Annotated in this window: 11 protein-coding genes; 7 read left to right on the top strand and 4 right to left on the bottom strand. The window is 48.4% G+C overall.

The genetic code is table 11. From position 1 onward, the window contains the following. Positions 1–101 precede the first annotated feature (101 nt). Positions 102–5,402, top strand: coding sequence for an S-layer homology domain-containing protein (locus ABIE27_RS06330; protein WP_429350135.1), 5,301 nt, complete (start codon positions 102–104; stop codon positions 5,400–5,402). A gap of 187 nt (positions 5,403–5,589) precedes the next feature. On the opposite strand, the gene ABIE27_RS06325 is transcribed toward ABIE27_RS06330, so the two are convergent. Further along, a complete protein-coding gene (locus tag ABIE27_RS06325) occupies positions 5,590–6,138 on the bottom strand; it encodes a helix-turn-helix domain-containing protein (protein ID WP_123064135.1) in 549 nt (182 codons plus the stop codon). Positions 6,139–6,179: 41 nt separating this feature from the next. Beyond that, entirely contained in the window at positions 6,180–6,545 is a 366-nt protein-coding gene (locus ABIE27_RS06320) for a glyoxalase superfamily protein (RefSeq protein ID WP_429350256.1), read from the bottom strand. A 309-nt stretch (positions 6,546–6,854) separates the two neighbouring features. Between ABIE27_RS06320 and ABIE27_RS06315 the strand changes: the two genes are divergently transcribed. From ABIE27_RS06315 to ABIE27_RS06300, 4 genes are all read left to right on the top strand, one after another. Beyond that, positions 6,855–7,532 (top strand): alpha/beta hydrolase, encoded by a 678-nt coding sequence (locus tag ABIE27_RS06315; RefSeq protein WP_123064133.1) that lies wholly within the window; start codon positions 6,855–6,857, stop codon positions 7,530–7,532. Then, positions 7,529–8,302, top strand: coding sequence for a DODA-type extradiol aromatic ring-opening family dioxygenase (locus ABIE27_RS06310; RefSeq protein WP_123064132.1), 774 nt, complete (start codon positions 7,529–7,531; stop codon positions 8,300–8,302). Before ABIE27_RS06315 ends, ABIE27_RS06310 begins: the two co-directional genes overlap by 4 nt. Before the next feature lie 281 nt (positions 8,303–8,583). Next, a complete protein-coding gene (locus ABIE27_RS06305; RefSeq protein ID WP_240036782.1) occupies positions 8,584–9,192 on the top strand; it encodes an SMI1/KNR4 family protein in 609 nt (202 codons plus the stop codon). A 180-nt stretch (positions 9,193–9,372) separates the two neighbouring features. Next, positions 9,373–10,374: a cation diffusion facilitator family transporter gene (locus tag ABIE27_RS06300; RefSeq protein ID WP_123064130.1), complete on the top strand. Its 1,002-nt coding sequence runs from the start codon at positions 9,373–9,375 to the stop codon at positions 10,372–10,374. A gap of 178 nt (positions 10,375–10,552) precedes the next feature. Here the strand turns inward: ABIE27_RS06300 and ABIE27_RS06295 are convergent, their stop codons facing one another. After that, a complete protein-coding gene (locus ABIE27_RS06295) occupies positions 10,553–11,140 on the bottom strand; it encodes an NAD(P)H-dependent oxidoreductase (RefSeq protein ID WP_123064129.1) in 588 nt (195 codons plus the stop codon). A gap of 135 nt (positions 11,141–11,275) precedes the next feature. On the opposite strand from ABIE27_RS06295, the gene ABIE27_RS06290 reads away from it, so the two are divergent. Together ABIE27_RS06290 and ABIE27_RS06285 are read left to right on the top strand one after the other, a co-directional pair. Further along, the gene (locus tag ABIE27_RS06290) at positions 11,276–12,310 is read left to right on the top strand and encodes an AraC family transcriptional regulator (RefSeq protein WP_123064128.1); all 1,035 of its coding nucleotides are present in this window, start codon (positions 11,276–11,278) and stop codon (positions 12,308–12,310) included. A gap of 245 nt (positions 12,311–12,555) precedes the next feature. Next, positions 12,556–13,056: a hypothetical protein gene (locus ABIE27_RS06285; RefSeq protein ID WP_123064127.1), complete on the top strand. Its 501-nt coding sequence runs from the start codon at positions 12,556–12,558 to the stop codon at positions 13,054–13,056. 305 nt (positions 13,057–13,361) lie between these two features. Here ABIE27_RS06285 and ABIE27_RS06280 read toward each other — a convergent pair whose 3' ends face one another. After that, positions 13,362–14,066, bottom strand: a complete 705-nt coding sequence (locus tag ABIE27_RS06280) for a CPBP family intramembrane glutamic endopeptidase (protein ID WP_123064126.1) — start codon at positions 14,064–14,066, stop codon at positions 13,362–13,364. Positions 14,067–14,257 lie beyond the last annotated feature (191 nt).

Here is a 14,257-nt window from a genome sequence, read left to right as displayed (position 1 = left end):
CCTATAGGCTGGGGCTTTTTTTGTTGCTCAGAATTTGTTCAGAATAATGTGATATGGTCAAGCGAGCTAAAGTATAGAGACTTGGGGAAGGAAGATGGAAATTGTCGAATCAAGGAGCACAGGCAAAAAAATTCAGTACGAATTTCTCTGATTGGAAACAAGTAGCTTTAAAAATCGTTCGGCTAAAATTGTCGTTTTTGTTGCTGTTTAGCACATTTATGCCGATCAATTGGGGACAAGTAGCAAATGCAGCACCTATAACGAGTTCCCTTGATAATTGGTACATCCGATCCATCGGACAAAATATGATTGGTGTGACATACGGCAACGGCATGTATGTAGCGGTTGGAACAAGTGGAACGGTGTTGACCTCCAGTGACGGAGTGAACTGGATGACCCGCACAGCGGGCACCGCAACTCAATTAAATGGTGTTGCCTATAGCAACGGCACATATGTGGCGGTGGGACAAGGTGGAAGGATATTGACCTCCAGTGACGGAATGAGCTGGATAATCCGCGATTCTGGCACCACGAATGATCTTCGTACAGTCAATTACATCAACGGCGCGTATATGGCGGTAGGTGCAAATGGAACAATCTTGACCTCTGGTGACGGAGTGAGCTGGACGAGCCAGGCCTCAGGCACCACCCAATTTCTTTTTGCCGTCAACTACTTCAATGGCACGTATATGGCGGTGGGGGCCGTTGGAACGATCTTAACCTCCAGTGACGGAGCGAGTTGGACGAGCCGCTCGTCGGGCACCACTACTGGCCTATACGGTGTAAGCTACGCCAACGGCACGTACGTAGTGGTGGGGTTAAGTGGAAAAATCTTGACTTCCAGCGACGGAACGAACTGGACAAGCCGCACATCGGGCACCACAAATAATCTTGTTGGCTTAATCTACGGCAACGGCACGTATGTGGCGGTTGGGATAGGTGGAACGATCGTGACCTCAAGTGACGGAGTGAGCTGGATGACCCGCATGTCGGGAACCACGAATAGTCTTGTTGGCATCAGCTACGACAACGGCACGTATATGGCGGTGGGTAATGGTGGAACGATTGTGACCTCCAGTGACGGAGCCAGCTGGACGAGCTCCCTGTCAAGTGTTGTCTCGAATCATCTTTTCGGTATCAGCTACGACAACGGCACGTATATAGGGGTGGGCAATGGGGGGACGATTGTGACCTCAAGTGACGGAGCGAGCTGGACGGCCCGCTCGTCGGGCACCTCGTTTCCTCTATACGGCTTCAGCTATGGCAACGGCACCTACGTGGCGGTGGGTTATGGTGGAAGGATATTAACCTCTAATGACGGAACGAGTTGGACGAGCCAAACATCGGGTACTTCGAATCATCTTTATGGCGTCACCTACGGCAACGGCAAGTATGTTGCGTCGGGGGCAAGTGGAACCATATTAATCTCTAGTGACGGATTGAATTGGACAAGCAGTTCGTCAGGTATTACCAATGATCTATGGAACATGACTTACAGCAATGGTACGTATGTGGCGATAGGAGTAAATGGAACGATACTGACCTCCAGTGACGGAGCGAGCTGGACGAGCCAGACGACAGGCACCACGAAAAATCTTTACGGTATCAGCTACGACAACGGCACGTACATGGTGGTGGGGCAAAGTGGAACGATCTTGACCTCCAGTGACGGAGTGAGCTGGACGAATCAAACGTCTGGCACCACCAATGAACTTCGTGGTGTAAGCTACGCCAACGGTACGTATATGGCGGTAGGGGTAAGCGGAACGATCTTGACCTCCACTGACGGAGCGAGCTGGACGGCCCACACGTCAGGCACCTTGAGTACTCTATATGGTGCCATCTACGTCAACAGCAAGTATGTGATGGTTGGGACAAACGGAATAATTTTGCAATCACCAGCAGTAGCCACAGTGACCAATGCGGCAACGCCGGGCATTGATAACCAGCCGACGGGCGCCACGGTAAATGAAGGCGACAGCAGCCCGAACTTGAGCGTAGTAGCCAACGTAAGTGACGGCGGAACGCTGTCCTACCAGTGGTACAGCAATACGGCGAACAGCACGAACGGCGGCACTGCAATCGCAGGTGCAACCGGCACAACCTTTGCCGCGCCGACGACACCGACAGGCACGACCTACTACTATGCTGTCGTGACGAACACAAACAACAGCGTGAGCGGCACCAAGACGGCAACGGCAACGAGCAACATCGCTGCGGTCAACGTGAACGCACTGACCAACGCGGCTACGCCAGGCATTGATAACCAGCCGACGGACGCCACGGTAAATGAAGGCGACAACAGCCCGAACTTGAGCGTAGCGGCCAGTGTAAGTGACGGTGGAGTACTGTCCTACCAGTGGTACAGCAATACGGCGAACAGCACGAACGGCGGCACTGCAATCGCAGGTGCAACCGGCACAACCTTTGCCGCGCCGACGACACCGACAGGCACGACCTACTACTATGCTGTCGTGACGAACACAAACAACAGCGTGAGCGGCACCAAGACGGCAACGGCAACGAGCAACATCGCTGCGGTCAACGTGAACGCACTGACCAACGCGGCTACTCCGGGCATTGATAACCAGCCGACGGGCGCCACGGTTAACGAAGGAGACAACAGCCCGAACTTGAGCGTAGCGGCCAGTGTAAGTGACGGTGGAGTACTGTCCTACCAGTGGTACAGCAATACGGCGAACAGCACGAACGGCGGCACTGCAATCGCAGGTGCAACCGGCACAACCTTTGCCGCGCCGACGACACCGACAGGCACGACCTACTACTATGCTGTCGTGACGAACACAAACAACAGCGTGAGCGGCACCAAGACGGCAACGGCAACGAGCAACATCGCTGCGGTCAACGTGAACGCACTAACCAACGCGGCAACGCCGGGCATTGATAACCAGCCGACGGGCGCCACGGTTAACGAAGGAGACAACAGCCCGAACTTGAGCGTAGCAGCCAACGTAAGTGACGGCGGAACGCTGTCCTACCAGTGGTACAGCAATACGGCGAACAGCACGAACGGCGGCACTGCAATCGCAGGTGCAACCGGCACAACCTTTGCCGCGCCAACGACACCGACAGGCACGACCTACTACTATGCTGTCGTGACGAACACAAACAACAGCGTGAGCGGCACCAAGACGGCAACGGCAACGAGCAACATCGCTGCGGTCAACGTGAACATCGCACCTACCCATACGATTGCTCCTATTGCGGATCAAACGTTAGCTTCACTTACTCAAGGTTACGCTCCGGGTACCCAAGAGACAAAAACTATCGATGTAACTAATACTGGTACAAGCAATTTATCGAATCTGCAGGCTACGGTTAGCGGAAACCATGCCAGCAATTTTGTGATTACGCAGCCGAGTACAACATTAATGAACGGAGCGACCACGTCAGCCTTTACGGTTAAAGCGAAAGATGGCTTGCCAGCGGGGACATATACCGCAACAATAACGTTATCAGCAACCCGAATGACGGATGTGACGTTTACGGTGATACAAGTTGTGAACATGCCGAACGCACCGGCAAATCCGCAAAACCTTGTGGCTATCGGAGGAAACGGTGAGGTTACGCTAAATTGGAGTACGGTAACGGGAGCAACGTATTACAACCTTTATATGGCGACTGATCCAAGTCAGCTTAGTAACGCTTCAGTTGTTACCGTCACTTCCTTTACCTACAATGTACAAAACTTGCTAAACGGCACGACCTATTTCTTTACAGTGAAAGCAGGTAACTCGGGAGGCTTGAGTGGGGAATCGAATCAGGCAAATGCCACTCCTGCAACTGTACCAGCAGCACCAACGAATATTTTGGCAGTAGCTGGAAACGGAGAAGCCACCGTTACCTTTACAGCTCCAACCGAGAACGGTGGAAGTCCGATTACGGGGTATGAAGTAACCGTTTCACCAGGGAATGTAGTCACTACAGGAGCGGCAAACCCGATTGTGATTACAGGTTTAACGAATGGAACGAGCTATACGTTTAGGGTGAAAGCGATCAATGGTGTAGGAAAAAGTGCAGCCTCCGCTGATTCGAATGCGGTCATTCCGCAAACGCCATCCGGCGGCAGCACGGTTCCTATCGATACGCCATCCGTGTCTAGTACTCCAACGATCCCGGAGAAAACGACTACGGAAATGGATATATTTGTCAACGGTAAAGCGGAGAATGCGGGGACTATAACGAGAACACAACGAAACGGTCAAACCGTTACAACCGTGCTTATTGATCAGAAAAAGCTGGAGGACAAGCTCACGGCGGAAGGCCAAAATGCTGTGGTGGCGATACTTGTAAACAGCGAATCCCATGTGGCCGTCGGCTCACTGAACGGTCAGATGGTGAAAAACATGGAGGACAAACAAGCTGTTCTTGAGATCAAAACCGATCGTGCGACCTATACGATTCCAGCGCAACAAATCAATATTAATACCATATCCGAGCAAGTCGGCAAGTCGGTAGCCTTGCAAGACATCCAGGTACAAATCGAAATCTCCGAACCTACAACAGATATGGTGAAAGTTGTTGAGAATGCGGCAGCCAAGGGAACGTTCACGCTTGTCGTACCGCCGTTAAACTTTACGGTGAAGGGCATCTACGGAGATAAGACTGTCGAAGTATCGAAGTTTAATGCCTATGTCAAACGAACCATTGCGATTCCGGATGGTGTTGATTCCGGTAAGATTACCACAGGAATTGTTGTTGAAACGGACGGAACTATTCGTCATGTTCCGACCAAGATTGTCGTGATTGACGGTAAATATTACGCGCAAATCAATAGCTTGACGAATAGCACGTATTCTCTTGTCTACCATCCGCTCGAATTCGAAGATATGGCCAATCATTGGGCAAAACAAGCAGTGGGCGACATGGGATCACGGATGGTCATCGATGGTACGGGCAATGGTATGTTCAGTCCCGACCGAGATATTACCCGTGCTGAGTTTGCAGCCATCATTGTTCGCGCATTGGGACTCAAGACGGAAAATGGAGCAACACCATTCTCAGACGTACAATCAACAGATTGGTACAGCAGCGTTGTCAATACTGCTTATGCCTACCACTTGATCGGTGGTTTTGAAGATGGTACTTTCCGTCCGATGGACAGGATTACACGGGAACAGGCAATGGTTATCCTCTCCAAAGCCATGGCCGTCACTAGTCTCAAAGGTAATCTTTCTGTTCAAACGACAGACGTAATACTTCGTCCTTATGGAGATACGGCAGCTGTGTCTGCATGGGCGCTGAGCAGTGTCGCTGATACTGTAGAGGCTGGCATTGTATCAGGAAGAAGCGGCAATGAGCTTGCACCAAAGGATTACATTACTAGAGCTGAGGTTGCCAAAATTATTCAGGGACTATTGCAAAAGTCCGGCTTGATTTAAGCAAGGGGACGACGGCAACTGAATTGTGGATTTGCACAGCTAAGGCTCGCAAAGATGACCATGACATAAACAGGTGAGGGACACATGTCCCTCACCTGTTTATGCTTTTGTAAATACGTTCGATTTAGATCTGTACTAACGAAAGCAGACGGCACTCATCATACTTTACATCTGTCATCTCTCCTGCTTACTTGTTCAACAGATGATCCAGCTCCAATTCCTTGGACACCGCAATCAGTACAACGGCGGGTTCCTTGCCGATATTGGTCACTTCATGCGGTACAATCGCGTTCCATGTAAACGAATCTCCCGCTTCCAGCGTCTCGACATCTTCCCCCTGCTTTGCTTGGATGACACCTTGCAGTACCAGATGACTTTCTTCTCCCGCATGTTTGCTGATCCCCGTCGAAGCTCCTGCTGGCAGTTCTACAATGGACATACGCATCGCGCCTTTGGCGGTTAACTGCTGCACTTTAATCTGCCCGCTACCTGCTGTAGTCTCCTTGCGTTCATGCTTGCGAACCACATTCATACGCTGCTCTGATGTCAACAACAGGTAAGGAAGCGGGACGCCCAGGTAGTCCGCTATGCTTTCCAATGTAGCGATGGACGGTGACGTTTTGTTATTTTCCACATTACTGATGAATCCTTTGGATAACCCTGTCCCCTCACAGAGCTGCATAATCGTAATCTGTTTCTGTTTGCGTATCGTTCGAATGGCCAAGCCAATATCCATGTGACCGCCCTCTCTTCTCTCTTACTGCCGTTCCCTTGAAATCAAGATTCAACCGTTGACTCTACAAAAATAAGCCGATTACCGAATGGATCGGTAATGGTCATCTCCCGTGAATTCCAAGGGTTTTTTTCAATACCAGGTCTCGCATATTTATATTTTTGCAAAGAAATCCGCTCATGCAGCTCCTCCAGATGCTCTGTCTCAATGCGTAATGCCGCACCAGGGGTACAGTCTCCGTGATGTTCGGACAGATGAATGATAATCTCATCCTGCGACACCTGCATGTACAGCGGCATATCGGCCTCAAATCGATGTTCCCAGTCCACGTTGAACCCCAAGTAATCCGTGTAAAATTCCTTAGCCTTCGCTTCATCAAAAATTCTAAGAATAGGTACGATATGTTTCATCATCTTCTTCACGTCCTCCTCTACAGAAATAAAGTACAGTATGGATGCTCAATCCAAGTTCCCCTATACAAAACATATTTTCATCATACAAAAAAAGTGTTGACCCTACAATGAAAGCATGATAAATTTTGTTCATCAATAAGAATATTATTTTCACATTGGTGAACTTTATGTTTTTAGTTTAATCCCTGTCATTACTTCTTTCCACTCTTTTGCTTCATTGGTTTGATCTATGCATTTTTTTGATCTATACATTCATTTTATACATTGATTCATCGCAACTCATATTCCACCTGGAGGTGTATTGGTTTGAATTCTACTTATATTCATGAGGTGAAACTGCCTCCACATTACGATAAAGCCCAGCAATATCCCGTTATTTTTGCCCTGCACGGCATGGGATCAGATGAGCAGGACATGCTTCGATTAATGGAGCCGCTGTCTTCCGATTTCATTATTGTTGCCATTCGTGGACCTATTGTACAGGGCGGAGGTTATGCTTATTTTCAGATCAAAAGTATAGGCAATCCCGTTCGCGAATTATACGATGCCTCGGTTCAAGGACTGCAACAACTCATCATCGAGCTGTCGGCTCAATATGCGATCGATCCTGCACGGCGTTATATCGCCGGATTCAGCCAGGGCGGCATCATGGCGATGACGCTTGCCTTGGTGATGGGCGATGCCATCAAAGGTATCGTTGCTATGAGCGGATACATTCCGCAGTTTGTGAAGGAAGAATATGCTTTGCAGCCTTCATCCAATCTATCTGCATTTATCTCACACGGCGATCAGGATCACCTTTTCCCGTTACAGCTGGGTGAAGATAATGCTTCCTTTTTCCGCATTCATACGAATCAAGTTACGTATGTGCCATACAGCGGGGGTCACCATGTAACCCCTGAGTTATATGCCAAACTCCAACACTTCCTTCGGACGGATGCTGGGGTAACTACAGAAGACACGAAAGGAATGATTGAATCATGATGCCATCTTTGTTTATCGCCCATGGCGCCCCTTCACTTGCACTGGAGGAGAATGCGTACACTGAATTTTTGCAAAAACTTGGGCAGGATCTGCCCAAACCTAAAGCGATCGTTCTATTCTCCGCTCACTGGGAATCAGCTACACAGCTCGTTTCTTCTGTCACCGGCTCATATGACACGATCTATGATTTCGGCGGTTTTCAACCCGAACTGTACCAGATCAAATATCCAGCCCAAGGGCATGCAGAAACAACCGCTGAGATCGTCAAGTTGTTCACCGAAGCGGGCATTTCAGTGCAGACGGATGAGGTACGCGGCCTGGACCATGGAGCATGGGTTGTACTGCGCCTGCTCTATCCCGAGGCAGACATTCCTGTAATTGCTCTGTCCGTTAACCGTTATCTGACGGGTGAGCAACAGTATCAGATCGGTCAAGCACTCGCTTCTTTGCGTGAGCAAGACGTTCTTGTCATTGGCAGTGGCGGAACCGTGCATAACCTGCGCCGTCTGAACTGGGAAAGTCAAGGTGTGGATTCCTGGGCAACGGAATTCGACAACTGGCTTCAAGATAAGCTGGAGCGCTGGGATACGGATGCCCTCTTCGCGTATGACAAACTTGCTCCGTCTGCTCAGGCAGCGGTTCCTACACCCGAGCATTTCGTACCTCTCTTGATCGCCATGGGTGCAGGAGATAAGAAGAAACAAACCTCTCTTTTATTCCGGGCGTATCAGCTGGGCAACCTGAGTTTGTCCTGCTGGAAATTTGAATAACATGAACTTTACTTAAATCATATAAAGACAAAAGCGTGAGTCACAGGATAACCCTGCTGCTCACGCTTTTTTGAGATATTGTTAGGCGGCTGGATGCAACTGCATAGACCACAAGTGTACTTTTACACATCCATATTAATTCAGTATGCGGAACTTCCGCCTAGGTCTATCGTTTCTTGTACGAGCTTACGGAGTAAATCTATACTAGTGGGAAACCATCTCATCATCAGATTTACCAGACAAGTATTACATGCGAACTCTCATTAAGGAGGCGAAACATGATGTCAGAGCCAAAATCAGAACAACGGATCGATGAACTCATGGAAGAATTGTTGGAACTGCTGGAAGAAAAGGTACAGGATGAGGAAAACCAGGAGTTGCTAGAGGCCTACCGCGACCGGGAAGGGGCAAGCGATAAGGAGCTTGACGCGTTCGAGCAACACTACGGAATACGACTACCGGAAGACTTCAGGACATTTTACAAACGTAAAAATGGCAGCGGATATGCCTTTCACATCCTTTTTCCAGGTGATGCAGCACAAAACGAAGATATGGTCTTCTACATGTTATCGCTGGAACAAATGCAGAGAGAACATGACGGCTCCGTAGAGATTCGGATGGAAGACTACTTCTCTGAAGAAGAAATGCGTGAGCTCGACCCACGGATCAAGCCTTATCTTCATCAGAAGTCGTGGATTACCTTTGGTAAGCTGGGAGGCGGATCGCTGTATTTGATGATGGACTTTGACCCGACAGAGCAAGGAACATACGGACAGATGATTATGTTCAAACATGATCCTGACTTTGTCTATTACGTGGCCGAAACCTTTACCGAATTGCTGGAGCAATCCAATCGCAACTTGCGTGAGATCGACGTGATCGAATATTAAATCAATTAAATTACATCTATTTTATCGACAATCATTGTCGCACGGATGGTGATATGATCATTTTTTCATAATGCTGGGAGTAGTAAAGGCAGTTATAATAACATTTAGTGGAAATGCACAAGCTACCGGAAGAAGGACTGTCTTTCTACATCAACTACATATCTGGGAGGAACTACCGAAGTGGCTGAACAACCGAAGTCAGAGAGCTTTATGTCTCTCGTCAAAAAAGGAAACACATCCTCTGCCGTAGCCATGGCGGGAAACGCCATACTTGCACTATGTAAAGGAGGAGCCTTTATATTCAGTGGCAGCGGCGCCATGTTCGCATCAGCGATGCATTCACTGGCCGATGCCATTAACCAAGGGTTTGTATTTGTCGGAAGTGTATTATCCGAGAAAAAACCTACACGCCGCTTCCCGACCGGATTCGGACGGGTCATCAACATTTTCTGCATGATTGCCGTTATTGTAGTGACGATCATGGCCTATGAAACGATTCATGAAGGCATTCATCTGCTCCAGCATCCTGCTGGTCACTCGGGCGGACTGTGGATCAACATTGGTGTGCTTGTGCTTAATATTGTGATTGATGGAGCCATCCTCATCAAAGCCATGAAGGAAATCTTGAAAGAAGCTCGTGCGCCAAAAGCGACAGGATTTGCCCTTGTGCCTGCAGCGATTAAAAATGTAGGACGCGCGGCACCGCCAACCCGCCTTGTATTTTACGAGGACGTTGTAGCCGTGCTTGGAGCGACGCTTGCGCTCGTTTCTGTTGTTGTCATTGCACTGACAAACTTCGCTTTGCTTGATGGTATTGTCACCACCATCATCGGATGTCTGATGATCGCCGTTGCTTTCCGTGTCGGCTATGACAACATGATTGGTCTGATCGGTGTCGCCGCTCCACAGGATATCGAGGACAAGGTGTCCCAGACGATTTTGGCAGACAGCCATGTGGCTGATATCCAAATGATGCGTATTATTCAGGAAGGTCGGTATTACCATGTCGAGGGTCTGATTGAATTAACCAAGGGATTAAGTCTTGCCGATGCAGACGATATCAAGTTCCGGATTCAGGAGAAACTAATGACAAACCCGGATATTGCTGACGCGGCGATCTCCATCATTGAAGATGACGGCGTGAACAGCTGGGGCAAGAAACATTCGGACGTTATAAAATAGCAGTGAACTCGCAGGATCATAACTGGCTTATCACTGCTTTTATCTGAACAACAAAGAAACGAAGCAGGAAGTGCTCTGCCTCGTTTCTTTTGTATTCTTCGATCTTTTTCTATACTCTGTTCCTTTGTTCCTTATTCTTCATGTGCGCTGCTCATCTAATATGACTATCCCTCTCAGATCACCGTGCCTGCTTCATTCCCATTTCATTCACCTTATCCAGCCATTTCTGACGGAACGCATCTGTGGACTTGCGGACTGGACTAATATCGGTCACGCGTATAGGGGATACACCGCTGAATTTAAGGATGTTGGATTTCATGATTCGGTGCCCTGCCTGTCTATATACCAGTGTATTGTACAGGCGTGGTGTATCCGATGTTACGATGAGGTGCGCAGACTTCCCCTTGAGCAATTTATCCCAGAGCGGTGAGTTGTCCCGATATCTCATGGCGAACCCCGGCAGGAAAATCCGATCAATAAACCCTTTCAGCACAGCGGGCATCGTTCCCCACCACATTGGATAAACAAATACCAAATGATCAGCCCAGCGAATGAGTTCCTGTGCCTTCAGCAAATCAGGCTCGAGCTCTGTCCGCTGACGATAGCCGTATCGGAGATTAGGATTGAACTCGATCTCACTTAGATCGATCATCTCTACAGTCCCACCTGATTTTCGTACGCCCTCTGCGTAGGACTCTGACAGTGCCTTACAATAACTCTGTGGATCGGGATGACCGTTAATGATGAGAATTTTATTTGCATTCATACGTATATTCCTCCTGTATAATATGGTTCATGAAGACCGATGAAACGAACATATCACAAGCATAAAGTGAAGGAAGAGATAAAAAAATGATCAACGACGCCAAATCATTGCGGATTCGTGCAAACAGGAGGACTTATGAAAGATCTTAACCAAAGTGTCCCGATATCCATGGTATATCCTATTTTGAAAACGCTGGTACACAAAGGTTTTGACTCGGAATCCTTTTTCAAAGACATCGATCTGGATCCCTCCATCATGGAGAACCCGGATGCCCGGTTGCCCGTCACTGAATTGGAACGGATTATGCAACGTGCTGCTGATTATGCGAATGATCTGTATTTTGGATTACACCAGGGCGTGCGGCTGGATTTTGCAGATTTAAGCTTGCCCGGATATGTCATGATGCACTCCAAAACGATTGGTGATGCACTTAGCGCGTACCAGCGGTATAACGATATTTTGTATAGTGGATTTCAACTAGAGTGGGAAGTTAGCGGGCCGGATGTGATCATTCAGTTGTCTGTGCAAAATGAGGAACTCCCCATGTCTCGCCATTGCGTAGAGGATATGACTGTTTCGGTATTACATCTGATCAACAAGTTGGCGAATCGCCAGGCCGTGGTCCGAGCAGTCCAATTTCGTCACGAAGCTCCTGACGGGGCAGGTGATCTGTCTGTTTACGTGAACTTTTTTGGGGTCACTCCCGAGTTTGGTACTGCCCAAACCCTCTTGCGTCTATCCAAAGAGGTTCTGACGCTGCCCGTTTTATATTCGGATGCCAGGATGTTGAAGGTTTTCGAGAAGATGGCGGAGGAGACCCAAGCAGACTTGTATGCCTCTCAGCCCTTCTCCAGCAAAGTAAGCCGTTGGATCACAGAGAGTCTGCCTTCCTTCTTCCCCACATTACAACACACAGCAGCACATCTCGGCGTGAGCATTCGCACACTACAGAGCAGATTGCGTGAAGAAGGTACAACGTTTAACGAAATCTCTGTTCAGGTACGGAAGGAAATGGCGCAACGTTATTTACAAAGAGGCAACTATGCTTTCGGCGATATCGCCTATGCCCTGCATTTTTCAGAACAAAGTGCCTTTCAGAATGCGTTCAAAAAGTGGACGGGACAGACCCCAGGGCAATACCGGGCTAATCTGGCGAAAGCACAGCCGTAAATACCAGCCAGGTCATAAACATCTGATGCAACCACCCATTGTCATTATGCGAGGTGCACCAATTGTAATTGTGATCGACTCGGCAGGGATAGGATCGTAACCCCATACCTAGACTTTAGTCTAGGATAAGTTTAACGCCAAAGACGGAGGTTCCCCTTTTCCAGTTCGTGGTATGCTGTGTATAACGAAAGTGATTATACATATTGTACGGATGAAAGATTCCACAATCAAAAAGGAGAGAAATTATGGCTAAACGTACGATTCTTGCACCCGTCCTGATTTTACTCGGTGTGTACCTGATTCTGAATCAAGGCGGCACAATGGGCCCAGGCACAATCTTTGGTACTTTCTGGCCTACGTTATTTGTGATTCCGCTTGGACTGTTCTTCCACTGGCTATACTTCTCCATGATTGGCCGTGGTGTTGGATTGCTCGTTCCAGGCGGCGTGCTGCTGACCGTGGGTATTGTATGCCAGATCGCGATGCTGTTTGGTAACTGGGGCACGATGTGGCCTGGCTTCATTCTGGCACCAGCGGTTGGTTTGTTTGAACTCTACTGGTTTGGCGGCAAAAATAAATGGTTGCTGATTCCGATTAATATTTTGACGGTCCTTTCCCTGTTGTTCTTCACTGTCATGTCGATCGGTTCAGTACTGAGCAGTGTGAGCTACATTCAACCGTTTGTGGCCATTCTGTTGATTGTGGGCGGGGCGTATATCATTATGGGGCGCAAAAAGCATATGTAGTGGCATGATATCTGATGAATTGGGCTAGATTACACTGAGCCATTCCAGGGACAGAACAACTGCGGATCGCTGTTACCCCCAGATTTTTTTTGAGTATTATATCACTTGAGAAAATCTGGTGGTAAAGGCGAGCGCTTCGCTTCCTTCGTTTGTCCTGTCCCCTCCGTTAATGTGTGACTTGTTAATTATCTGATATCGCACTAAGGTGCTATTGCTTAGAAGCAAGGAAAGTAGCCATCCCTGATCTATAGGTGATCAGGGGTGGTTTTTGTTTTTTATGGGGGCTTTGTTTCATGTGACATTGTCTATTGGCTTGGTTTTGATTGCGTAGCTAAGTTGTATTTAATCCAGAAAAAAAGGATCAAAGGCAGGGCCGCGTTTGACGCTATAAAGAAAATCAGTGAAGGTATTCCGGCAAGTGGCATGTAGCTTATGCCTGTCACTTGAACGAACAACTGCTCACCGTTCGGACCGTCAGAGAACAGGATGGATGATGCTTCGTTCCAGCCCAGATGGCTGCCTGCTGCAAGAGCCATAGAACCGGTTTTGGCATACGCATATGCCCAAACCAAGCCCATGATAAAGGTCGTTGTAAATACAATGAGCATAACCGGGATGTTTCCGAACACACCGCCCGAGAACCAGTGATACATCCCAAACGCTATGGAAGAAAGTACGACTCCCCATCGTACTCCTAACCAGTGAATCATAAGCACAAGCAATGCACCACGGAAAAGCAATTCCTCAAACCAGACGGATTTGAAGTTCCACCAACTGGCTATCCAAAAATCAGCCCATACATAGTTAGCGTTCCCCTTCCAGCTTGACATGGTAACCAAAGATTCTGTCCAATGAACTGCTGAGGAAACAAGGATACCCAACAGCAAAGCTATGGCAAATTGCCGCAAACGCAACCCTGCCGGACGGTATCCGAGCACAGATAACGGTTGCTTGATCGTGAAACGAAGCAAGAGCCAAGATAATAGGATAAGCACGGTAATGCCTAACATCACGCCCCTCCTTTCCTTTTCATTTTAGTAAGACAACATGAATTCAATCATCACATCTGCACAGTTAGAGATTCTTTTGCAATTCATCCCGTTCCGTCCCCTCCATCCCGATATACTCTTTCATATTCGGGGTTATGGGCTTTATTACGCACGGGTGTAAATAAAGTTCCCGGCAACCAGAATTGCCAGAG

Origin of the sequence: Paenibacillus sp. 4624 (assembly GCF_050435065.1) — a bacterium.
GTDB lineage: Bacteria > Bacillota > Bacilli > Paenibacillales > Paenibacillaceae > Paenibacillus > Paenibacillus amylolyticus_D.
The sequence above is the reverse complement of the archived record's forward strand: the minus strand, read 5'-3'. Positions and strand labels throughout refer to the sequence as shown.

Coding starts and splice junctions, on each gene's coding strand:
- ABIE27_RS06325 (WP_123064135.1), bottom strand. CDS start 6,138: ATGGATATTGGCTTGGCCATTCGAACGATACGCAAACAGAAACAGATT.
- ABIE27_RS06320 (WP_429350256.1), bottom strand. CDS start 6,545: ATGAAACATATCGTACCTATTCTTAGAATTTTTGATGAAGCGAAGGCT.
- ABIE27_RS06310 (WP_123064132.1), top strand. CDS start 7,529: ATGATGCCATCTTTGTTTATCGCCCATGGCGCCCCTTCACTTGCACTG.
- ABIE27_RS06305 (WP_240036782.1), top strand. CDS start 8,584: ATGTCAGAGCCAAAATCAGAACAACGGATCGATGAACTCATGGAAGAA.
- ABIE27_RS06295 (WP_123064129.1), bottom strand. CDS start 11,140: ATGAATGCAAATAAAATTCTCATCATTAACGGTCATCCCGATCCACAG.
- ABIE27_RS06290 (WP_123064128.1), top strand. CDS start 11,276: ATGAAAGATCTTAACCAAAGTGTCCCGATATCCATGGTATATCCTATT.
- ABIE27_RS06285 (WP_123064127.1), top strand. CDS start 12,556: ATGGCTAAACGTACGATTCTTGCACCCGTCCTGATTTTACTCGGTGTG.
- ABIE27_RS06280 (WP_123064126.1), bottom strand. CDS start 14,066: ATGTTAGGCATTACCGTGCTTATCCTATTATCTTGGCTCTTGCTTCGT.